This window comes from Limosilactobacillus avistercoris, from assembly GCF_014836425.1.
Lineage (GTDB): Bacteria > Bacillota > Bacilli > Lactobacillales > Lactobacillaceae > Limosilactobacillus > Limosilactobacillus agrestimuris.
Genome location: NZ_JACSQW010000008.1, coordinates 62,594 through 83,698, shown reverse-complemented (window position 1 = coordinate 83,698; position 21,105 = coordinate 62,594). Strand labels below are relative to the sequence as shown.

Annotated in this window: 27 protein-coding genes; 3 read left to right on the top strand and 24 right to left on the bottom strand. The window is 37.7% G+C overall.

Translation table 11 applies throughout. The features are described from left to right. Positions 1-457 precede the first annotated feature (457 nt). A complete protein-coding gene (locus tag H9564_RS04470; RefSeq protein ID WP_191684324.1) occupies positions 458-1,099 on the top strand; it encodes a VTT domain-containing protein in 642 nt (213 codons plus the stop codon). Here H9564_RS04470 and H9564_RS04465 read toward each other — a convergent pair. The 17 genes from H9564_RS04465 to H9564_RS04385 form a co-directional block, all read right to left on the bottom strand. Next, positions 1,073-1,696 (bottom strand): TIGR01906 family membrane protein, encoded by a 624-nt coding sequence (locus H9564_RS04465; RefSeq protein WP_191684317.1) that lies wholly within the window; start codon positions 1,694-1,696, stop codon positions 1,073-1,075. The genes H9564_RS04470 and H9564_RS04465 overlap by 27 nt on opposite strands. Further along, positions 1,696-2,472 (bottom strand): TIGR01457 family HAD-type hydrolase, encoded by a 777-nt coding sequence (locus H9564_RS04460; protein ID WP_191684316.1) that lies wholly within the window; start codon positions 2,470-2,472, stop codon positions 1,696-1,698. Before H9564_RS04460 ends, H9564_RS04465 begins: the two co-directional genes overlap by 1 nt. After that, positions 2,462-3,013, bottom strand: a complete 552-nt coding sequence (locus H9564_RS04455) for a YutD family protein (protein ID WP_191684315.1) — start codon at positions 3,011-3,013, stop codon at positions 2,462-2,464. Before H9564_RS04455 ends, H9564_RS04460 begins: the two co-directional genes overlap by 11 nt. 52 nt (positions 3,014-3,065) lie before the next feature. After that, positions 3,066-3,677: a metallophosphoesterase family protein gene (locus tag H9564_RS04450; RefSeq protein WP_191684314.1), complete on the bottom strand. Its 612-nt coding sequence runs from the start codon at positions 3,675-3,677 to the stop codon at positions 3,066-3,068. 91 nt (positions 3,678-3,768) lie between these two features. Further along, complete coding sequence (locus H9564_RS04445; protein ID WP_191684313.1) at positions 3,769-4,968, bottom strand: acetate/propionate family kinase; 1,200 nt, start codon at positions 4,966-4,968, stop codon at positions 3,769-3,771. A 15-nt stretch (positions 4,969-4,983) separates the two neighbouring features. Next, on the bottom strand, positions 4,984-5,997 hold the full coding sequence (locus H9564_RS04440) for a class I SAM-dependent methyltransferase (RefSeq protein WP_404804679.1): 1,014 nt from the start codon (positions 5,995-5,997) through the stop codon (positions 4,984-4,986). Positions 5,998-6,286: 289 nt separating this feature from the next. Then, positions 6,287-6,754: a prepilin-type N-terminal cleavage/methylation domain-containing protein gene (locus H9564_RS04435; protein WP_191684311.1), complete on the bottom strand. Its 468-nt coding sequence runs from the start codon at positions 6,752-6,754 to the stop codon at positions 6,287-6,289. Continuing rightward, positions 6,751-7,041 (bottom strand): type II secretion system protein, encoded by a 291-nt coding sequence (locus tag H9564_RS04430; protein ID WP_191684310.1) that lies wholly within the window; start codon positions 7,039-7,041, stop codon positions 6,751-6,753. Before H9564_RS04430 ends, H9564_RS04435 begins: the two co-directional genes overlap by 4 nt. Next, positions 7,028-7,459 carry a type II secretion system protein gene (locus H9564_RS04425; protein ID WP_191684309.1) on the bottom strand — a complete coding sequence of 144 codons (432 nt, stop codon included), beginning with the start codon at positions 7,457-7,459 and terminating at the stop codon, positions 7,028-7,030. Before H9564_RS04425 ends, H9564_RS04430 begins: the two co-directional genes overlap by 14 nt. Then, positions 7,456-7,758 (bottom strand): competence type IV pilus major pilin ComGC, encoded by a 303-nt coding sequence (comGC, locus tag H9564_RS04420; protein WP_191684308.1) that lies wholly within the window; start codon positions 7,756-7,758, stop codon positions 7,456-7,458. Before comGC ends, H9564_RS04425 begins: the two co-directional genes overlap by 4 nt. Further along, positions 7,759-8,829 (bottom strand): competence type IV pilus assembly protein ComGB, encoded by a 1,071-nt coding sequence (comGB, locus tag H9564_RS04415; protein WP_191684307.1) that lies wholly within the window; start codon positions 8,827-8,829, stop codon positions 7,759-7,761. It lies immediately after the preceding gene. Continuing rightward, entirely contained in the window at positions 8,747-9,724 is a 978-nt protein-coding gene (comGA, locus tag H9564_RS04410) for a competence type IV pilus ATPase ComGA (RefSeq protein ID WP_191684306.1), read from the bottom strand. Before comGA ends, comGB begins: the two co-directional genes overlap by 83 nt. Before the next feature lie 91 nt (positions 9,725-9,815). After that, positions 9,816-10,553 (bottom strand): YebC/PmpR family DNA-binding transcriptional regulator, encoded by a 738-nt coding sequence (locus H9564_RS04405; protein WP_191684305.1) that lies wholly within the window; start codon positions 10,551-10,553, stop codon positions 9,816-9,818. 72 nt (positions 10,554-10,625) lie between these two features. Beyond that, the gene (locus H9564_RS04400; RefSeq protein WP_191684304.1) at positions 10,626-11,459 is read right to left on the bottom strand and encodes a hypothetical protein; all 834 of its coding nucleotides are present in this window, start codon (positions 11,457-11,459) and stop codon (positions 10,626-10,628) included. Between the two features lie 4 nt (positions 11,460-11,463). Further along, positions 11,464-12,474: a catabolite control protein A gene (ccpA, locus tag H9564_RS04395; protein ID WP_191684303.1), complete on the bottom strand. Its 1,011-nt coding sequence runs from the start codon at positions 12,472-12,474 to the stop codon at positions 11,464-11,466. Positions 12,475-12,676: 202 nt separating this feature from the next. Continuing rightward, positions 12,677-13,132 (bottom strand): hypothetical protein, encoded by a 456-nt coding sequence (locus H9564_RS04390; protein WP_191684302.1) that lies wholly within the window; start codon positions 13,130-13,132, stop codon positions 12,677-12,679. Next, positions 13,132-13,563, bottom strand: a complete 432-nt coding sequence (locus H9564_RS04385; protein ID WP_191684301.1) for a DUF948 domain-containing protein — start codon at positions 13,561-13,563, stop codon at positions 13,132-13,134. The genes H9564_RS04390 and H9564_RS04385 overlap by 1 nt, the downstream gene beginning before the upstream one ends. A 131-nt stretch (positions 13,564-13,694) precedes the next feature. Here H9564_RS04385 and H9564_RS04380 point away from each other — a divergent pair, with 131 nt between their 5' ends. After that, positions 13,695-14,564, top strand: coding sequence for a mechanosensitive ion channel family protein (locus H9564_RS04380; protein WP_191684300.1), 870 nt, complete (start codon positions 13,695-13,697; stop codon positions 14,562-14,564). Between the two features lie 49 nt (positions 14,565-14,613). Here the strand turns inward: H9564_RS04380 and cbpB are convergent, their stop codons facing one another. From cbpB to murI, 4 genes are read right to left on the bottom strand one after another with little or no spacing between them, the layout of a single operon-like run. Continuing rightward, positions 14,614-15,084, bottom strand: a complete 471-nt coding sequence (gene cbpB, locus H9564_RS04375; protein ID WP_191684299.1) for a cyclic-di-AMP-binding protein CbpB — start codon at positions 15,082-15,084, stop codon at positions 14,614-14,616. A gap of 19 nt (positions 15,085-15,103) precedes the next feature. After that, on the bottom strand, positions 15,104-15,625 hold the full coding sequence (locus H9564_RS04370; RefSeq protein ID WP_191684298.1) for a metallophosphoesterase: 522 nt from the start codon (positions 15,623-15,625) through the stop codon (positions 15,104-15,106). Next, positions 15,625-16,221, bottom strand: coding sequence for an XTP/dITP diphosphatase (locus H9564_RS04365; RefSeq protein ID WP_191684297.1), 597 nt, complete (start codon positions 16,219-16,221; stop codon positions 15,625-15,627). The genes H9564_RS04370 and H9564_RS04365 overlap by 1 nt, the downstream gene beginning before the upstream one ends. After that, positions 16,221-17,021: a glutamate racemase gene (gene murI, locus H9564_RS04360; RefSeq protein ID WP_191684296.1), complete on the bottom strand. Its 801-nt coding sequence runs from the start codon at positions 17,019-17,021 to the stop codon at positions 16,221-16,223. Before murI ends, H9564_RS04365 begins: the two co-directional genes overlap by 1 nt. 142 nt (positions 17,022-17,163) lie before the next feature. On the opposite strand from murI, the gene H9564_RS04355 reads away from it, so the two are divergent. Then, positions 17,164-17,679: a DUF2507 domain-containing protein gene (locus tag H9564_RS04355; RefSeq protein WP_191684295.1), complete on the top strand. Its 516-nt coding sequence runs from the start codon at positions 17,164-17,166 to the stop codon at positions 17,677-17,679. Positions 17,680-17,727: 48 nt separating this feature from the next. Here H9564_RS04355 and trxA read toward each other — a convergent pair whose 3' ends face one another. The 3 genes from trxA to H9564_RS04340 form a co-directional block, all read right to left on the bottom strand. Next, positions 17,728-18,045: a thioredoxin gene (gene trxA, locus H9564_RS04350; protein ID WP_182580569.1), complete on the bottom strand. Its 318-nt coding sequence runs from the start codon at positions 18,043-18,045 to the stop codon at positions 17,728-17,730. 86 nt (positions 18,046-18,131) lie between these two features. After that, positions 18,132-20,510 (bottom strand): endonuclease MutS2, encoded by a 2,379-nt coding sequence (locus H9564_RS04345; RefSeq protein WP_191684294.1) that lies wholly within the window; start codon positions 20,508-20,510, stop codon positions 18,132-18,134. Positions 20,511-20,522: 12 nt separating this feature from the next. Further along, positions 20,523-21,050 (bottom strand): CvpA family protein, encoded by a 528-nt coding sequence (locus H9564_RS04340; protein ID WP_191684293.1) that lies wholly within the window; start codon positions 21,048-21,050, stop codon positions 20,523-20,525. Positions 21,051-21,105: the final 55 nt, after the last annotated feature.

Here is a 21,105-nt window from a genome sequence, read left to right as displayed (position 1 = left end):
TTTGCTTCAAATCGTAATGATTGAAGACCCTACACATTTGATTCGTCGAAACTTTGTTCAGTTTTCAAAGGTCTACCTTGTTCGACTAGACAGTCAAACAACACTTATTATTGTATCACATGCTCATTTCGATGTCAACAACTAATTTCAAATTAATTCATTTTAGTTAAATCCGAAACGCTGACCTCAACAAGCAGCTTTTATAATATATCATGTTGCCTTAATTAAGTCAACAACTAATTTCAAATTAATTTTGAAAGAAGTTCATTGCCTTGCTGACAACGTTAACTACTATACCTTGTTCTCAATACCCTGTCAACATATTTTTAAAAAAAGATCTCGTAATTCTTTCTTTCTTATTCTTAAACTTTATAAAAGCCTCTAAATAGCTCTTCACAAAGCTTGCAACGGTTGATAAACTTACTAAGTATTGTAATAAAAAAGGAGTTAGTCAATGATCTCAACACTAATTGATTTCGTTTTACATATTGATGCTCACCTTATTCAAATAGTAAATAATTTTGGTGATTCAACATATCTTATTCTCTTCGCGATTATCTTCATCGAAACTGGTGCGGTAATCCTTCCATTTCTACCTGGTGATTCATTGTTATTTGCTGCAAGTGCATTAGCAGCAAATCCACAATATCATCTCAGTATTTGGATATTTGTCTTCGTCTTCTTAGCGGCTTGTATCCTTGGTGATTCATTAAACTTCTATATTGGTCACCGAATTGGTAAAAGTTTATCTAATCATTCGTTATTTGGAAAATTAATCGATAAAGATAGTCTCGAAAAAGCTGAACACTTTTTTGAAAAGCATGGTGCATCAGCGATTATTCTTGCTCGTTACATGCCAATAATTAGAACCTTTGCCCCATTTGCTGCTGCAGGCTCTGGTTTCCCCTATAGGAAATTCATCCGTTATAGTGTTATTGGTTGCGTTTCTTGGGTTGCACTCTGTTGCGCAGCTGGTTATTTCTTTGGTAACCTTCCATTCGTTCAGGAGCATTTTTCTATAATTATCATTGCTATTATCGTTGTTACATTGATTCCGGCTGTTGTTAGCTACTTAAAAGCAAAATTTACCACGAAGTAATTTTCGTTTGTTATACATTCTTAAACTAATAAGAACTAAAACACTAACTACAAACCAAATAAAAAATAGTTTTAAAAAGAAATTTGGCGCCATTGCATTAATAATTGGATCAGTAGATGGATTAAAAATCCAATTACTATCACTAAACATTAAACGGTGAAATGCAATAAATACTCTATCAAAATCAATTGATACCAGTCCCACCATTACTAACAACGTAAAACATAGATAATCAATAAGCGAAATCAACACCAACAGTTGATTTCGCTTTTTTTCATGCCTGTTATTTATAATAATCGTTCCCCAACTAGTAACGCATAACACCTCATTAGCAATCAACAGGTGACGAATCACTCTAAAATGTGCACTAGCATTGTTACTAATTGGTAAATAACGAAAGGTAAGATGATAGAACCCCGGAACTTGAAGATATACCAATAACCGCTGGTAGTCAGTTATCACATTCTCCCAAGCTATCCCCTTTTCAAATGGATAGAGCAAAAAGATAGATACATTGGTTGTAACTATTATTGCAATCGAAGTTGCCGCTAAAAAATACCCTAATATTAATAAGGTGCTTTTTATAGTCATCTTCATTATTCAACCTTCCATTCATCTAAACTATCAATCTGGTGAGTAGGTTGTATTTTTTCTTTACTAACTTCTTCTCTTGTCGATAACCCTGAATATACTAATAGACTATCAATGCAGAAATTAATGGCTGCCTTAATATCCGTATTGTAGTTATCACCAACCATTACAACTTGATCCTTAGTAAGGCCACTTCTTTTCAAAGCCATCTCCATAATGATCTTTTCTGGTTTGCCGATCATAATTGGTTTCTTTTGGGTAGCATATTCGACAAGTTTAACCAACGAACCAGCTCCAGGGACCATCCCCCGTTGATTAGGCAAATTACTATCAGAGTTGGTCCCAATAAAAGTTGCCCCAGCCCGAATAAGTAAAACGGCAGTTGCTAATTTGTCATAGGTTACTTTCGAATCTAATCCAACAACCACATAGTCTGGTGCTTCCTCAGTAATTTTGAATTGGCGATTTGTTAGTGCATCCCGCAATCCACTTTCGCCAACCACATATACTCTGCGCTTTTCACCAGCGATCTGATCCAAATAATCAGCAGTTGCCAGTGCAGTTGTATAAACATTCTCACTTTTTACGTTAATCCCGTGATTAGTAACCAAATTATTGGCAACAAATTCTGGCGAACGTGTACTATTATTGGTCACAAACAATACTTTCTTTTGAGCATCTTGAAGACGTTTAATAAACCTTGCAGCTGCAGGTATCTGCTTTGTCCCTTTATACATCGTCCCATCAAGATCAATGAAGTAGCCTTGATAATTACTTTTCATTTTGATTCCTCTTTACTCGTTGGTGGATAACAAATTTTTGCTGATGATTACCAACCTTAACCCGTTTTGCTGATTGGTGATGTCGTTTTCGTGGTTCCGGCTGATGGATTCGCCGCCGTCGTTCCTTAATTACTGGTGAATGTCCCTTGCGACGATGCCGGTTACGACGTTTAGGTAACCGAACATCACAATTTTGAACAATAAAATATGAACACCCAAAATTACAATCCTCGAATAGGTAGTCTTCAATTGTATCAACTCCCTGTTCTGGCCGAAACAACGAATTGTCGGGATCATAAAATCCTTTTAATCGTAACTGATCATATCCCCAATCACCGACAATATAATCATACTTATTTAAAATATTACTAAAACGGGCAGCCAATTGCTCACCATCAAAGCCATCGCGATAGTTTTGTAGCAACTTATATTGATGACCATTCAAAAGAAAATCATTCCCACTCTGCGCTTCATAATGATATAAATCAACCCGTTGCTCTTCGCGTTGATCGATGTATTCTTGAATTTTCGCTCGATTCAACCACTTCACCCCAGTTCTTATTCGTATCGTTAGTTAACATCATACCATGATCCTAACCGCGTTTTGCAAAATCGTCTGCTTTACCATTTACAATTTTCTCTATTTGAGAAAAACTTAGTGGTGTTCCAAATGGAATCTTTTCTGGTAACAAATAGTCAAATTCCGGCGAATCAATTCCCACATTAATGTTTTCTTTTGCCGGGACTGCATAATGGTGAATGTGCCCATGAAGATTAATAATTTGTGGCGCAATTCCCAGCATCATAGGATAGTGTGTTAAATAATATTGACGATGATCGTATTTTAATAACACGCCAACATCATGAAAAGAAAATTTTGGTTTCCCGTTAAAGGAATAATTATTCTTCGCTAAGTATTTAAACAATCCTCGATTATCATGGTTCCCTTTGATTAAAATTAAGTGACCATTTAATGAATTAAGGATTTTAAAAATTTTCTCATATGCTTTTGATTGAGGTTTAGCAAAATAAACAGCAATATCACCAAGATGGTATACAGTATCGTTTTCAGCAACTAGTTCATTCCAGCTTTGAATAATTTCCTGATCCATTTGCTCAACCGTCAGGAATGGTCGTGGTGCAAACTTATCAATTCCTAACAGGTGCTCATCCAAAAAGTGAGTATCAGCCGTGACAAATTGCATTCTTCTTCACCCCTTATCTTTAATTTAAATAAAAAGAAACCGGTAGCTAAGTGAGAAATCTCTTCTCCTTAACTACCGGTTTTATAATAAATTACTTACTTTGTTTCTTCAAGCGTTCAATATCACGAACAATCATCAATTCCTCATTAGTTGGAATTAATAATGTCTTAATCTTTGCATCTGGTGTAGAAAGATCACGTTCAACTCCATGGCAGTTGTTCTTTTCTTGATCAATCTTAATACCAAAGTAAGCTAACTTATCTGTAACCATCTTCCGAATTGGAACACTGTTTTCACCAACACCTGCTGTGAAGACAATTGCATCTGCGCCACCCATTTCTGCAATGTAGGCACCAACGTAACGTACAATCCGGTTTACATAAATATCAAGAGTTAATTGTGCACGCTTGTCACCCTTATCAGCAGCCGCAAGAATATCACGCATATCTGGAGAAATACCAGAAATTCCCTTAATTCCAGATTCATGATTTAAGATATCAATCATCTCTGAAGAAGTCTTACCAAGCTTTTCTTGGATAAAGGCAACTAAGGATGGATCAACATCCCCTGAACGAGTTGCCATTGTAATTCCGGCCAATGGGGAGAATCCCATAGAAGTATCATAGGACTTTCCACCCTTAACAGCAGTAATGGAAGCACCTGCACCAATATGCATTGTGATCAACTTTAGATCCTTTAATGGCTTACCAAGCATTTCAGCGGCACGTGCAGCAACATAACGGTGACTAGTACCGTGAGCACCATACTTCCGTGCACCATACTTTTCATACCATTCATAAGGAACACTGTAGAGTGCGTTCTTCTTTGGCATATCTACGTGGAAAGAAGTATCAAATACGGCAACAGCAAACGCATTTGGTAGGACCTTCCGAAATTCCTTAATTCCAACCAATTCAGCTGGATCATGTAATGGAGCATATTCAGCTAAACTATCAATCTTTGCAATTACATCATCGTTAATTACTGCAGAATCCTTAAAGTATTCACCACCAGCAACAACCCGGTGACCAACCGCGGTAATTTCATCGTAACTCTTAACGATATCAAGGTTAATTAATTGATCAAGCAAGTACTTAACAGCAGTCCCGTGATCAGCAAAAGCACGTTCTTCTTCATGTTTCTGACCGTCACCATACTTAATCTTTGCGTGACCCATTTTTTCGCCAATTCGTTCAATTGTTCCTTCAGCAACAACATTTTCACTTGGCATATCAAATAATTTAAATTTTAGCGTTGAACTTCCGGCATTAACTGCAATTGTCTTTGACATCTGATAACGTCCCCTTTATTTATTAATATTTGTTGTAACCCAATCATTAATTTCCTGCATAAAGCTGGCAAACTTATTTTTATCCTTGAAAGATGGAAACTCACCAAGGAGAACCTTTGTAGCTTGCTTACCATCTCCTCCATGTCGCTGCAACAATAGAATTGACTTTTGTGCAGCCGGATTAGCAAATAGTTCAGCTGGTAAATTAACGAATCCTTGGAGGTAGGCAACAGAATGAATCCACTTAATAAATCCTTCTGTTTCCTTAGTTTGGAATAAACTACTTGGAACAAGGAAAACGCCAAATTTCCCTGGCTTTAAATAATTCATCGATTGTTCAATTAACAAGTGATGAACAAATGAATGTCCCTCTTTAGCACGTGTTTGGTAGTCCTTAGTATTATTATCAAGCGGGTAATAACCAATTGGTAAATCACTAACTGCTAAATCACATTGTGGGATATCCAGAGCGCTGACGGAATCTTGATGGAACAAGTCAACATTAGCGTGCTGCAATGCAACATTCACGCTCGCCACACTTAACATTGAGTCATCATTATCGATCCCAAAGCCCTGAATATTTTCGTGTTCATCTTTATCAAGCCGATTAATTACGGTAGTTAATAAGTTAGCCGTACCAACCGCAGGATCAAGAATTGTCTCAATCTTGGTATTTTTAGTTACCTTTTCAATCAAGAACGCCATCAAAAGCCCAATTGTATCTGGTGTCATTTGGTGGTTTGCCTGAATTGCATCTTTTCGAATAACCTTCAAAAAGCTCAATTGAATTAATTGACGAATCGCTTCCGCATTAACATTTTTAAGATCGAGTTGCTTATAGATCTTCGTTAGCTTTTCTTGAGTTTTTTTATCAGGAACCCCGTCTTCTACGCGAACAGTATTATCATCAATAATATTCTCCGCATTTTCCAACATTGCATCTAAGTATGAACAATTTAATGCAGATTGTAAAAGCATCGTTCCCTGATCAAATAGCTCAAATAGCTTTTGAACTGATTGCTGTGACAGTGTAGGTCACCTCCATTACATTACAATCATCTTTAAGTTTAACGATTCTGTCTATTAAATTCAAGGTAACGCTTTACAACCGAACATTATTTAATTATTTAAAGGGATTTCTCTAGGTTTGTTCTTCAAATTGTGAACTTTTTCCTTTGGATTACCATTTGAATTATCGAGATTTTGCCTAATTTGACTTTGAAGTTTTAACATTAATTCACGATTAACCATTGATTGCTGTTTTTGGTACTGAAATTCAAAAACTATAACCCCAGCCGAAAGGGTCAATAAGATTAAGCTAATTAACAGAGCGTATCCTGGACGAGTCTTTATTTGTTGTTTCCTCATAAAACTTAACCACCCCAATTAATTTTTGGCCGTTTTTTCGTTCTGCTTGAATTTTAACTCGTGCACCAGCTAATTCATTAAATTTTACTGTTCCAGGCTTAATATCACTAAAAAGCAACATATAACCACCTCGGTTAGCCCGACTTAAATAGAGTCGATCTGTTCCATAAAGCTCATAAGTTAATCCAGAAGAACGACTAGTTAACTGTAATTTCTTATTTGAAACCTTTTCAAGCATAAATTGATGATCTTGTGACTCCAGCTCTGTAAGACAAATATACCAATCAAGGGGTCTTTCTAAAGACTTAGTAGTAGTTGATTTAATAACCCTGATTTGAAGAGAAAGTAATAATGTAATAAGTGACATAATAATTAGTGCAATGAGGCACTCTACCAAAGTAAAAGCTCTTTTTATCATCTTGTTACCTCAAAAATTAACTGACGATATCGATAAACCTTTACGTCCTTACGAGAAGCAACCGCACTAAATTCATTTTGTCTAATAAATACTGGCCGGTTAGTCGCAACTAGTTCATCAGTTGCCTCCTTAGCAATTCGACTTGCCACTAAATCTACTTGTTGCCGTTTTCTCTGCTGGATTAAACATTCATGACTAACAAGAGTAAATGTAATACTAAGCGAAATAATTGTGAGTGCAACGAGACTATCGGCCAGAATAAATGCTTTATGTTTACCTTGTTTCAATTCGGTACCCTCCCCAGGCAAGCTGGATCCGTATTAAATATGTTTTGCCGTTAATTGATGATTGAAACTCTTGAGTGCGGGGCTTTGTATAGCCATTTTCATGCATTTTAAAATCATCAAACTTTCTTACCAATAGCGTTTCCGGAACAGTTAACCGCTTCTTTACTGGTTGGTAGTGTTCAAGCCAAGCAAATTCAATTTGGTAACTTGATGAATCAAATGTTACTGCAGTTTCAATATGCCTAGTTTTGGAACGAACCTGAGCCGCTTGCCATTCTCGACGAAAATCGTTCCAAAATTCGCGTTCTGCCACTACTTGTTTACTCCGGCTAAGACTAGGGAACGAAAAGGTTACAATTAATGCGGTTAACACTAAAACGATAATTGTTTCCAGGATAGTAAAGCCATGGCGTTTCACCGCTTAATAACCTTCCCATCCACAATTACGATATGTTGCTCATGGGCTTTTTTAACTTGGGCAGCCGTTAAATACTTTGCCTCCCTCAACTCTTCTAAGCTAACATTTTCTTTGCCACCATCATTTTCATATTCATCAACTTGTGTTTGAACTACGGACACCATCGCATCACGATGGATTCGCTTGGCACTTTTTCGCTGCGCTGTTAAATTAGGTAAAACAATTAAAATTAATAGACTAATAATAAATAAAACAATTGACATTTCTAGTAAGGTAAATGCTTCACGCTTTTTTAACAATTAGATCACTCCCTGCATTGAATCGTAAATTGGTAATAGTAACCGCAAGTAAAGGCCGATAATAACTAAGGCAATTACCCCAAAGACGACTGGTTGAATAAGCATTAATAATCGTTCTATTCGCTTAGTAAGTCGTTGAAATAAAATATTAGCCAATGCGGCTAAATCCTGTCCTAAATTTGATAACGTTGAACCTTTTTCCACAATTATCCTGAGTTCATCTGGTAAGAAAGGTGCATCGTGAAAAATAGTTTCTAATTTTTGTCCCTGGTTTACGACATCTTTGGTAATTTTCCCCAATAACGATAAAAAGCTTTGTTTTTGATTTTTCTCGACAATTGAGCAAATCTCCTTAATCGTTAATCCATGCCGAATCATCATTGCAAAGTTAGTCACAACATAATAGCCATAATATAATCGATAACACTTTCCAATTATTGGTAACGAACAAAGAGCGTTTATTCTCTGTAACTGATTTAACCTTACCCAGCGCAATAATGTTAGACACCCTAATACGAAAAAGCCACCGCCAAAATAGGCAAGCATTTCAAACAAATAATAACTTTCAGGATTTTTATGATTTCCTCCTTGCCACTGAGAAAGTTCTGGAAAAACAAATAACTTTAACGCCACCATTAAACCTGCTAATAGACAAGTTAAAATTAATGGATACTGTAATAGTCCCATTAACTTTTGCCGCTGCTTTTCTTGAAGAACCATTAATTTTCCAACTTCCTGCAAGCACTCTTCCAAACTGCCATGTTGTTCTGCAAGGAGGAGTTGATAATACAAATTTGGTTTAATATAGGGCTTTAGGCAATCTGCAAATGTTTTTCCCTCCCCCATAGCAATATTAATTTTTTGAAAAAGTAACTGGTGTTTTTTTAAAATCGTTCCCGAGAACTCAACTGCATGACGGAGAGAAAAACCACTTCGTAATAAATCAGCAATTAATAGTAGCCATTCAGCTTGATCATGGTGACGAAACTTAACCGTTTTTGAATTTTTCGTAATTTTCCAACGATAATTGTCGTTCCTGATATAACTTTTTAACCTGCCGTCGCCACTCATTACTCATCCCCCGCTTTTTTACTTCCTCGACTGCAACTAACAACTCCTCTCCCATTAATAAATCAAATAGGAGGGCGGTTCCGCTATAAAGAGGCAATAATCTCTGGTAGCACACTCCTGTTAAACACTGCTGAAGGTAATATTTTTCAACCCCTAGCTGACGCATTCTTGCAATTACACCATAGGCATTCGTTGCGTGGACAGTTGCTAATACCAGGTGACCACTTAAAGATGCCTGAACTGCTAAGTTTGCCGTTTTATTATCACGAATTTCACCAATAATGAAATCATCTGGCCGATGACGTAAACCAACTTTTAATAGTTCTTGATACCCCATCCCAGCCTTGTCGTTAACCTGTAACTGCAAAAAGTTAGCTTCTTCAATCTCCACTGGGTCCTCAATCGTCATTACAAGCTCTTTATTAGCTAACCCTTTTGCTAACCGGTACATGGTTGTTGTTTTTCCTGATCCCATCGGCCCAGCAAATAAAATTAAGCCACGATGATGGATTAATCTGGTAATTTTCTCCCATTGTTCAGGCAAGTTTAATCGATAGTCAATCTCAGCTAAAGAGTAAATAAAGCGAATAACCATTGATTCCTGTGAACGAAAATTACCAACGGTCGATAAACGTAAATCAACCGTTGCCTTATTATTGATTTGCCATTTTAGGGCTCCAATTTGTGGCCGACGGTGTTCACTAACGGTCATATTCCCCCGATATTTAAAGTAGGCAATCATTTGTTGACCAACTTCAGCGGATAATTCAGTAACGCACCTTTTTTCTCCCTGGACACAGGTCAAAAGGCGGTACTTATCTTGGTACGGAAGAATAAAGAGATCCGAACTTCGGTCTTTAATCGCCTCTTCTATCAACTTACGAAATCTTTCCATTTCTTCACCTCCAATATAAAAGAACGTAATCGAAGGTAAATTCTATTTTTAAAACAAAAAAAGACTGGAAATTATCCAGTCTTTTTTCTAATTATTCTGCATCTTCTGGTAATTGACCAGCTTCATAAATATCCGCAACATCATCGTTAGCAGTCAATTCATCAATAAGGTGGCTGTATTGCTTAACCTTATCTTCTGGAACTGCAGTCCGATTTTGTGGAATCATGGTAACTTCAGCAGTATCAAGTTCATAACCCTTATCTTGTAAGGCATCACGAACACTAGTCATATTACTTGGATCAGTGAAAATTTGGAACTTTTCTTCAGTTGCCTTCATGTCATCGGCACCAGCATCAAGTGCGTCCATCAACATGTCATCTTCACTCTTGTCAAGGCCATCACGAAGGATTTCAATTAATCCTTTCCGGTCAAACATGTATGAAACTGAACCACTAGCGCCAAGTGAACCACCTGCATGGGTAAATGCTGAACGTACGGCTGCAGCAGTCCGGTTCTTGTTATCAGTCAAAGCAGAAACCATTACTGCAACACCACCCGGTGCATAACCTTCGTAGGTAACTTCTTCGAACTTTGCACCACCGATACCAGAAGCCTTAGCAATTGCCCGATCAATGTTCTTCTTTGGCATGTTAGCGGCGTGAGCCTTATCAATTACCAAACGTAATTGGGCGTTGTTCGCTGGATCAGGGTCACCTGCTTTAGCTGCTTGGTACAAATCACGTGAAATCTTTTGGAAAATCTTACCGCGCTTAGCATCTTGGGCGTTCTTCCGTCCCTGAATATTATGCCATTTTGAATGTCCTGACATTACTGACTCCTCTTTTCTTAATTAATGTGATAAACAGATAGATCTTAGCAGATCTCCTCTTGAAATTCAAGGTCACCGTCTTTTTAGCACTCTGCTAAATATTCTCCAGATAAACAAGAGCAATGTTAGTACTAAAAGGAACAACCAATAATTTAACGCTTGAGTATGAAAATCAGTACTCAACTGCGCAGTAAAAGAACTATAGTCTGGATATTGCTTCCCAATTTGAATAATCAACTGGCCAAAGATATTTACTAACGCATAAACAATAATTACACTCCACAAGCCAATCCAAGAAAATGAGCGACTAAAGAATTTTCTCAAGACCGCAATCAATACCATTACCACTAACCCAATCAACGAAATCACCACTAACAAATGATCGATAATTTTGGCAATTGAGATAGCATTAGTAATTTGCTTAACTTCAGGTGTATTTAGCTGGCTATTCACAGCACCAGAAATTTCATTACTAACACCTGAAGTTATTGAATTGGGAAGCTCAACTCTATACTGTTCGGTAGCTTGAGAAGCAGATTGATTAACTCCAGCTAAGACTGGTTGTAAGTTCAGTTCAATCTCTTGACCAGAATAAACCTGGTTAACCGCTTGAGTAATTAATTTATTTGCTTCTTTGTCGGAAATGGCAGATGTCGATATTCCATACTGTGAAAGATTATTATCTACAGTATCCATTATCGTCGAAGATAAATTAGTATGAGTAATCTCATGGTCTACAAAATGAGTACTGAGAAGCGTTTGGTTAAAGGTTACGGCAACCATTAACAAGACAACCAGAAGTGTTCCCCAAATAATAAATATGGGGTGGTGCCGTGGTCGCTCTTGATTTTTGTTTGTCGTCTCTTGTTGATTCTGTTTGCGACGAACTTCACTCCGCGTTTCCACGATCTTACTTTCCTCGACGAGTTGATTGACGCTCAACGATTCCGTGATTAAGAATAACGTCGTCGCTACTGTCGGTTTCGCCATCCATCATCTTCGTCAATAACCGCATTGAAATTGCCCCAATATCATAAAGTGGTTGAGTAATTGACGTTAACGTTGGGCGAGTAATTTTGGCATATGTCGTATCATTTGAAGTAACAATTTCAAAATCGTCTGGAACCTTAACATTGTTATCCGTTAAGCCATTCAAAAGACCGGCAGCCAAATCATCATCACTAACATAAGCCGCTTTAATTCCTTGTTCCATTAAATGATTAGCTTGTTCATAAGCCCGGTTATAATCACCATTCGTCTCAATTACGTACTTAGATTCAAATGGAATATTATGCTCAGCTAATGCTTCTTTGTAACCAGCTAACCGGTACTTAGAATTGATAGAATAGTCAAGTGAACTAACAACAAATGCCACCCGTTCATTGTTATGATCTAACAAATAATTAGTTGCTTCCTTAGCGGCATTTTGATAGTCGATTCGAACTGTTGCCAGTTTATCATCGTTAACAATTGAACCGGCAACAACAACCGGTGTATTTGAAGCAGCAAATTCTTGTTGTAGTTCTGTTGACATATCATGACCCATGAAAATAATTCCATCTACTTGCTTTGCCAGCAAGCCACGGGCAACTTTCAAAATCTTGTCATCATTAAAATCAGAATTAGCCAAAATAATATTGTACTTATACATGGTTGCAATATCGTCAATTCCCAAAGCTAGTTCAGCAAAGTAGGGATTAGTAACACTTGGAATAATAACCCCAACTGTTGTTGTCTTCTTTGAAGCTAATCCACGGGCAACAGCATTTGGTCGATAGTTTAACTTTTTAATAACATCAAGCACTTTTTGGCGGGTCTCTGGCTTAACGTTAGGATTACCGTTTACAACTCGTGAAACGGTAGCCATCGAAACTCGTGCTTCACGTGCAACAGTATAAATGGTAACTGCTTGTTTTTCCATATTGATAGCCCTTTCTTTATTGCTATTATCAGTTTTCATATTTTTTCATAACCACACTAATATATCAGATCAATATGCATTTGGCAAACGTTATCATCGAATAAATTTTGGGTATAAAAAAGGCTGACAACATCTCTTCTTGATATTATCAGTCTTAATCGTGTTGATAGTCACTTTAATTTTCATTGGTCTAGAATATTAACTATTCCTTATCGTCTTTAACTTCTTTTGCTGAATCAGCTTTTTCATCTTGCTCAGCTGTTGAATCTGAATCTTCTGGTTCATCAGTTGCATCAATGATAATGTCTGGATCAGCATTCTTAGTGAGTTGTTGACGAATTTCAGCAGTTTCTTTATCAAAGTCATCATTGGTAAAGTGGTCAACAACATGACTTGCCTTATCCTTAACCTTATCTGCGGTCTTAGTAAAGCGACTACTTAAATTACTGAGCTTCTCACTAGCATCATGCTCAGCTAACTTTTCATCAATAATATCAAGAGCATTTAAGGCATAATCAGTTGAGGCATCTGCAACCTCAGTTACACATGAATCAACATTCTTCTTAATATTGTTCTTCTGTTTATCGGACAAACACTTCCAAGCAACATACGTAGCGGCGCCACCAAGAATGGTTCCTAACAATAAATTCTTACTCATTATTCATCCATCTCCTTTGCCTTCTTTGCTTGCCGGTGTTGACGTAGCTTTCGCCAAGCACCCATTACCACGGCTTGCGTTGCAAACTTAGTAAATCCAGAAAATTTATTTTGACGTTCCTCATGCCGTTCAACGAAGTTATTTACTGCTTCATTGACATTTGAAACACTCTGACCAACATCTGCAACAGCTTTAACCGCCGGATCAAGTTCAATCGACTTCTTATTGAGGTCTTCTAACAAACTATTAGTGTTTCCTAACAGCTTCTCCGTTTCCTTGCTTAAGGTATCAACATCACTTGATAATACCTTAACTGATTCATTAGTCTCCTTCAGCATCTTACTTACTTGACTAAGTGAAATACAAACAAAAATAACCAGAATAACAAATGCAATCGCTGCAATGAGGCCGGCTAATTCACCAATTGTCATTATTAATCCCCTTCCTCTTAAGAAATCTCGATAATTCTATCCACACTAGTAGAATAGCATATCTAACTCCCATTCGACAATTGATCCAATGGCTTGTACAATAAAATAAGTATTTTTTAAGGAGGGAATCTATGAATTCGGCACTTAACAAGCAAGTTCAACAGGTTACAAAAGTCTTTACCGACTTATCATGGCACGAAATTTCACAGCATATTTTTAGCCGTTTACTACTGATAATGGCAACCATTTTACTTTTCTTTATCTTACTCTGGCTGGGAAGGTTAATAATTGATCACCTTTTTGCCGAATCAAACCATGTTAAATTTTTAAAATCAAGTAACCGAATTGCAACGATCCATGCCCTAACACTGAATATTTACCGCTATACCTGCTACTTTTTCCTACTCTATGCAATTCTATCGGAAATTGGAGTTCCAGTTGGAACATTAATTGCTGGTGCTGGAATTTTTAGTATTGCTTTAGGTTTAGGTGCCCAAGGATTTGTTAGCGATATGGTTACTGGTTTTTTCATCCTTCTCGAACAGCAACTTGATGTGGGGGATGTTGTAGAAGTGGATTCAATTAAGGGGACCGTTACTGCCTTAGGATTACGAACAACTCAGATCACAAGTAGTGACGGAACACTTAACTATATTCCCAACCGCAATATTACAACTGTTCAAAACTTTTCCCGAAATAACATGGTAGCTAACGTTGATATCCGTATTTCTGCTAAAGCTCCTCTTGAGAAAATCGCTAACATCATTAGTGAAGAAAATAAAAAATTAGTAGTTAACATTCCTGAGCTTCGGTCCACGCCAATAATTGTCGGCCCGGTTAATGTTGGTGGTCAATTAGTCTTCCGAGTAACAATTACTACTCAAAATGGTGCTCAAGATAAAATTGCAAGTCAATTTCTTTCTGACTACTTAAAAGCATTACGTAAGGATAACATCCCCCTCGGCTGGGATAGTAACCCCATCACTCACCAACAAAATTAAAAACACGAGAGTAGTGAATTCTTCGCTGCTCCCGTGTTTTCTTTATGGCTTATTTCTTTTTAGATATTACTTTATATTTTTTACCAAATTCATGGAGAGTATAACTAACTGTTTTCAGTAATTCCCGTCGCGTTACAATCCCACAAAACTGATCTTGCTGATTAACAACAGCTAAGAAAGATTGGTCGATCATCAAATGAAGGTTCTCTTCAATATCAAACGGTTCTTGGATAACCGGTGCATCTGTTTGCATCACATCAGCAACTGTTAATTCGTTTAACTTATTAATATTAATTCGTTCTGTTTCCAATAGCCGATCAGTAATCATCGCTAACGATAACTGTCCTCGATAATGATTTTCATTATCAACAACGATAATTTTAGCATAACGATCCTTCGTCAATACTAAGAAAGCATGATCAAGACTGTTATTAACGTTAACCGTTGCCACTAAACTAGCAGGGATCATAAATTTTTGTCGTCGTTGAAGCATCATTTCTTGGAGGTGCTCTTCAATCATCAGTTTACCCCCTCTTCTTTTAAGAACGGTTAAATTCAAAATGCAACTCAGGAATAGGAACACAATTTCGGTTATAGTAGTCAACAATAAATTGTTGCTCCGTAACCTCTACAATCGTAAATGTTCCCCCAATTCGTGAATATTCCCCCCGAGGTAAACTAATACTGCCAGGATTAATAAATAAAATTCCAGATTCCATTGATACTGCTAATTGATGAGTATGTCCATAACAAACTACTTGTTCATCAAGTGACTCAGCTTTAAGCATTAATGGTGTTAATGAGTAATTAACCCTGTCATGATCACCATGGACTACTAAAAATTTCACCCCATTAACAGTTAACTGTAACTGTGCTGAGTAATCCAATCCCCAATCATTATTCCCCTTAACTGCTTTAAAGTTAGTCATTGCTTCAGAATCATTTTGCAATTCTGAGTCACCACAATGAATTAGAGCATCCACTTGGTTAGCAAATTTTTCCTGGATATCCTCGAGAATTTTTTCATCACCATGATTATCACTTACGATTAGTGCCCTCATTACTTATTCCACCATTCTGCAAAGTGCTTCATAAATTCTGCCAGTGCTTGACCACGATGGCTAATTGAATTCTTTTGGTCTGCAGTCAATTCTGCCATTGAACTTCCGAATTGTTCAACATAAAATAACGGATCATAGCCAAAGCCATTTTTGCCGCGAGGACTAGTCAAAATCCGCCCATCTACTCGGCCGTTTGCAACTAATTTTGCGCCATCCGGTTTTAACGCTACAATCGTAGTATGAAAATGGGCCGTTCTTTGCTCGGTAGGCACCCCTGATAATTCTCGAAGCAGTTTAGCATTGTTCGCTTGATCATCATGATCACCGGCATACCGTGCCGAATGAACACCAGGGGCGCCATTTAACGCATCAACTACTAATCCGGAATCATCCGCCATTACCGGAATGCCAAGTTTTCCCATCACAGTCTGTGCCTTAATCGTAGCGTTTTCTAAAAAGCTTGTCCCGTTTTCATTAATTTCAATTGACCGTGGGAAGTCGGCTAATGTCTTTACATCAATTTTATAAGGTGCTAACATCTCACGATATTCACGCGTTTTTCCCTGATTTTTCGTCGCAATTACTAGAGAATCCATTAATTGTCTCCTTCTATCATTAAATTATTACAGCTATCATAATGACCTTGCAGCCACTTATCCGCACCAGCAATTAAATCGTCACGATTACCAGTTGAATATAACTGGTAGCTAGCAGGCTGACTGCTCAATAACTGCTTTTCCGTTAACATTTTCTTTACTTGGTTAACAGTCTCCAATGCCGGATCAATCAACTCGACATCAGTTCCTAATTTTTGTTTAATTTCATTCGTAAGAAATGGAAAATGAGTGCATCCTAAGATTAACGCATCAACTGGTTGTTGAACAAAAGAAGCTAATTGTTCATCGACCGCCTTTTGCGCTTCAACAGTTCCCGTTTTTCCATGCTCAACAATTGCCACTAATGGTTGAGTGGCCTTACTAATCACTTTTACATCTGGATTAAGCTTTTGTAATTCCCGGACATAAGCCCCGTCCTTAGTAGTTGAATCAGTGGCGATGACGCCAATCCGTTTTGCCTTACTTTCAATTGCAGCAGTAGCTCCGGGATTAATAACCCCAATAACTGGGATCGATAATTTCTTTTGAACAGTCGGTAGGGCTGCTGCTGTAGCGGTATTACAAGCAATTACCATCAGTTTAACTGGTTGGGCCTCTAAGAAGCGACCAATTTTTAAAACTAATTGACGAATAAGTTCTTGTGGCTTAGTACCGTATGGAAAATGTCCTTCATCGCCAACAAAAATAACCGATTCGTTAGGTAGTTCCCGTTGAATTACCCGAACCACTGAGAGACCACCTAGTCCTGAATCCATAACACCAATTGGTCGATTATCCATTCTATGCACCCCATTTTTAAAATCCTTGAAACTACATTATTTAATCTTTTCAAATTTTTTGCAAGTTTTCGGGTAAAATTCCCGTTTTTTTCCTGATTATTCAGTATAATGGTATTGATTTTGCAAAAGGAGTATTAAGTTAATGAGCCAAAAGTTATATGATTCATTGTTAAATAGCAAGCGGGGGCTAATGAACGGAAGTCTTCGTGATGTCATCTTACCAGCAATTCTTGGTAAAGAGGCAGACGAGATGCTCTATTGGATCGGTAAAGATATTGCCAGAGAGTTTCCCGTTGGCTCACCTGAGGATCTACAATTAATCACTAGCCAACTTGGCTTTGGCGACCTTTCATTACAAAAGAAAACGACCACTAGTCAATTATGGAGACTAGGCGGTCAAAGCGTCAAAGAACGCATTGAACAAAATGGTGAACAAACATCTTTTGGCCTTGAAATGGGATTTATTGCCCAAGAAATTGAGTTTCAACTAATGACCGTTGCTGAAGCGGAAATTAGTGAATTAAAAAAAGATTGTGTATTTATTGAAGTAAAAAACGATCCTCAAAATGAAGCTGATAGTGAACGAACCGAATTAGTCACATTCCTTGATCTTCATAATCGCCAGCCTCAAAAAGATAATAAAAAGAAAAATAAATAAGAAAAGAGAGGGTGAAAAAACATTTTGTTTCTCACCCTCTCTTTTGATCTAGTCATTTTCGTATTGTTCTAGCAATTGTTTCAATTGTTCTTTTGAATGATAACCAACAATCTTATCAACTACCTGACCATCTTTTTTGATTAATAAGGTTGGAATACTCATAATTTGAAATTCTTGAGGAACTTCGCGATTCTGATCAACATCCATCTTAGTGAAATGAACATTAGGCATTTCTTCAGATAGGTTTTCAATTACTGGTGATTGCATTCGACAAGGGCCACACCAGGTTGCCCAAAAGTCAGTTAAACTTAATCCAGTAGCAGTATCTTGTTCAAAGGTTTGATCAGTTGTTACTTTAACAGTCATATCAAATTCCTCCTCAATTGATTTATCCATAGTGTAGCAGAATCTAGGGTACTTGTCAGATAATATGCTTACTTTTCAAAAGTATTTTACAAATTAACTATTGTTGCCCCGTCACCACCATTATTTGGTGCTGCATAGTCAAACGATTTTACACGCGGATTAGAACGAAGGTATTCTTGAGTTCCCTTCCGTAAGGCTCCCGTTCCCTTACCGTGAATAATCGTTACACTAGAAAGATTATTCAGCAATGCATGGTCGATAAAGGCCGATAATTCACTCATTGCTTGTTCATAACGGTGTCCCCGGAGATCAAGCCGGGCACTGGTATGCCGAGTTTGTGTTGTCCGGATTCCAGAACTAACCTTTTCCTTTGCCCGTTCTTCCCTTCTTAACTGCTTGTGACTAATCTTTTCGAGATCATTTTCGTCAATCTCCATCCGGAGAATTCCAATCTGAACTTCCCACTTATGCTTACCACGTTTGGAAAGTAACTCTCCTTGTTGACCATAGGACTTAACAAGGACTGCATCCCCAACATGAAGATCGTGTTTTTTCTTTGCCCGTCGTAATACGGTATTTCGCTTTAGACGAGGATCTTCCCGGTGAAGAGCATTTAATGCCCCCTGCGCATCAATTAACTCGTTTTCCTTAACGTTACCAGCTTGGCTAATTTCTAGCTGACGCAAGTGATGAATTATCCGGTCTGCCTTTTTCTTGGCTACTGACACCTCATGATTGGCCTCATTCCGGGCCTTTGCTAATAAGGAGTCCCGTTGTTCATTAAACCGATCCAATTTTGTTGTTAACTCAGCTTGTTTTTTCTGGTTTGCCGCCAGTAACTTCTGTAACCGTTCCTTCTCCTCACGGGCGGCCTTTCGCTGTTCAACTAATTCACCAATCATTTGGTTCAGATCCTGGCTATCCTCACTTACTAAGGATTTTGATTCTGTGATAATTGTTTCATTAATTCCTAGCCGTTGAGCAATTTCTACCCCATTTGAACGTCCCGGAATTCCTAAAAGCAAATGATAAGTTGGCTTGAGGGTTTCTTGATCAAATTCCATGCTAGCATTAATTGTTTTTGGCCGCTCATAACCATAAACCTTTAATTCAGGATAGTGAGTTGTAATTACGACCGTACTGTCCTTACTAGCAATATAATCCAAAATTGACATCGCCAAGGCAGCCCCTTCTTTAGGATCTGTTCCGGCACCCAATTCATCAAGAAGAACTAAACTCCGGTCAGTAATTCGTTCAAGAATTGACTTCACATTTTCCATATGACCAGAAAAAGTACTAAGATTTTGTTCAAGGGATTGTTCATCACCAATATCAGCATAGATATTATCAAAGACCGCAATGGTACTTCCTTCTTGGGCTGGAATAAATAAGCCTGCCTGTCCCATCATCTGAATTAGACCAAACGTTTTAAGGGTGATTGTCTTACCACCCGTATTTGGACCAGTAATCACAATTGTCTTATATTCATCACCAATTTTAATATCATTAGCAACGACTTTTTGTGGATCAATCAATGGGTGACGGGCCTGACGAATAATAACCTGGTTATCCGCACTTAATAATGGCAAACTATCTTGGTGATCTCGCGCATACCGTGCTTTAGCGTTAATAAAGTCTAAGTGCCCTAAAATCTTCGCATTTTCCTTAATTTCATCTTGGTAGGGCGAAATAAGGCTTGATAGCTCGGCTAATACTTCTAAAATCGCCTGTTTCTCCTCTACCTGTGCTTGGCGAAGACGGTTATTATATTCAACAACTGCTGCAGGCTCAATATATAATGTTTGCCCACTTGCACTTTGATCATGAACGACTCCACCAAACTTATTCCGGTAACGGGCCAATACAGGAACAACGTAACGGTCATTCCGGACAGTTACAATTGCATCACTAAGGTACTTAGCATTTTTTCCTTGCGTAAAACGCTCCATCTGGTGGTGAATCTCTGTTTCTGTTTTGGTAATTAGACGGCGAATTCCATGAAGCTTGGTTGAAGCTTCATCAGTAACCCGCCCATCGGGATCAATTGACTGAATTAGTCGCTTAGTTACCGAAGGAATCGTTATTAACTGTTGGACTGCTTCATTAATTACCCGAAGCTCAAACTTTTGCTGTTCCTTAAACTCTGTAAAGAAGTTTTTCACACTCATACTTGTCTGAAGAACTTTAGTAATTTGTGCAAGCTCCGTTCCGTTTAGGTTTGCATTAATCCGCAATCGCTTTAACTGAGGCTGAATATTTTTTAACTTTGGAATTGGAATACCACCTGTTAACCGTAAAATATCAGCACCGTCTGTCGTTTCATTTAACCAATATTGAATTTGATCATAGTCAGCTGATGGAGTTAACGCTGCTAATTCTCGCTTACCCGAAGCAGATACAAGATAGCGTCCTAATCCATGCTTAATTTGATCAAATTCCATTGTTGAAATTGTTTTTTGATCCATCTTTTTTCCTTTCTAACCTAAAAGATTAATAACCGTTTGAGTTAAAAATGGTGTTTCCTTAATAATTAACTGGGCAACTTCCGAATTAGCTAGCTGGACTTGCCACCATTCCGCAGGATATAACTGAAATACCATAAGTACAATGAAGATAATTACATAACAAATGATCAGATCAATTGCCGCACCAATCCACCGATCGATGGTTCCTAAGGTGGGTAACCTTGCTAACCATTTTAGCCGACGCAATAGCACCCTAATAATCATCGTTAAAACCGTAAAACTGATAATAAATGCAATTCCGCGATAAAAGAATTGGTTAAGGTTTAAACTTGCGAGGCTTTCTCCTGAAATTGCTGTACTGTGATTAATCTCAGGAAAAAGGCTCATTAGCAAATTTCCAGTCAGTGGAGCCAAGTATTTAGCACCAAAATAGCTAATAAAATATGTCAAAACGGAAATTACCATTGATAATAAGCCAATTCGGTAACCACGAATAACGCTTATTAGTAGTAATAATAAAATAATAGTTGAAAGAATCAATTGCCTATCCCCTATTTAAAATGGCAAACCAAATCAAAAGACTGGGATCGTGAAC

Bases quoted from the DNA above. Each gene is read 5' to 3' on its own strand.
- H9564_RS04465 (WP_191684317.1), bottom strand. From the start codon at position 1,696: ATGAAGATGACTATAAAAAGCACCTTATTAATATTAGGGTATTTTTTA.
- H9564_RS04460 (WP_191684316.1), bottom strand. From the start codon at position 2,472: ATGAAAAGTAATTATCAAGGCTACTTCATTGATCTTGATGGGACGATG.
- H9564_RS04450 (WP_191684314.1), bottom strand. From the start codon at position 3,677: ATGCAATTTGTCACGGCTGATACTCACTTTTTGGATGAGCACCTGTTA.
- H9564_RS04445 (WP_191684313.1), bottom strand. From the start codon at position 4,968: ATGTCAAAGACAATTGCAGTTAATGCCGGAAGTTCAACGCTAAAATTT.
- H9564_RS04435 (WP_191684311.1), bottom strand. From the start codon at position 6,754: ATGATAAAAAGAGCTTTTACTTTGGTAGAGTGCCTCATTGCACTAATT.
- comGB (WP_191684307.1), bottom strand. From the start codon at position 8,829: ATGAGTGGCGACGGCAGGTTAAAAAGTTATATCAGGAACGACAATTAT.
- comGA (WP_191684306.1), bottom strand. From the start codon at position 9,724: ATGGAAAGATTTCGTAAGTTGATAGAAGAGGCGATTAAAGACCGAAGT.
- H9564_RS04405 (WP_191684305.1), bottom strand. From the start codon at position 10,553: ATGTCAGGACATTCAAAATGGCATAATATTCAGGGACGGAAGAACGCC.
- ccpA (WP_191684303.1), bottom strand. From the start codon at position 12,474: ATGGAAAAACAAGCAGTTACCATTTATACTGTTGCACGTGAAGCACGA.
- H9564_RS04390 (WP_191684302.1), bottom strand. From the start codon at position 13,132: ATGAGTAAGAATTTATTGTTAGGAACCATTCTTGGTGGCGCCGCTACG.
- H9564_RS04385 (WP_191684301.1), bottom strand. From the start codon at position 13,563: ATGACAATTGGTGAATTAGCCGGCCTCATTGCAGCGATTGCATTTGTT.
- H9564_RS04380 (WP_191684300.1), top strand. From the start codon at position 13,695: ATGAATTCGGCACTTAACAAGCAAGTTCAACAGGTTACAAAAGTCTTT.
- cbpB (WP_191684299.1), bottom strand. From the start codon at position 15,084: ATGATTGAAGAGCACCTCCAAGAAATGATGCTTCAACGACGACAAAAA.
- H9564_RS04370 (WP_191684298.1), bottom strand. From the start codon at position 15,625: ATGAGGGCACTAATCGTAAGTGATAATCATGGTGATGAAAAAATTCTC.
- H9564_RS04365 (WP_191684297.1), bottom strand. From the start codon at position 16,221: ATGGATTCTCTAGTAATTGCGACGAAAAATCAGGGAAAAACGCGTGAA.
- murI (WP_191684296.1), bottom strand. From the start codon at position 17,021: ATGGATAATCGACCAATTGGTGTTATGGATTCAGGACTAGGTGGTCTC.
- H9564_RS04355 (WP_191684295.1), top strand. From the start codon at position 17,164: ATGAGCCAAAAGTTATATGATTCATTGTTAAATAGCAAGCGGGGGCTA.
- trxA (WP_182580569.1), bottom strand. From the start codon at position 18,045: ATGACTGTTAAAGTAACAACTGATCAAACCTTTGAACAAGATACTGCT.
- H9564_RS04345 (WP_191684294.1), bottom strand. From the start codon at position 20,510: ATGGATCAAAAAACAATTTCAACAATGGAATTTGATCAAATTAAGCAT.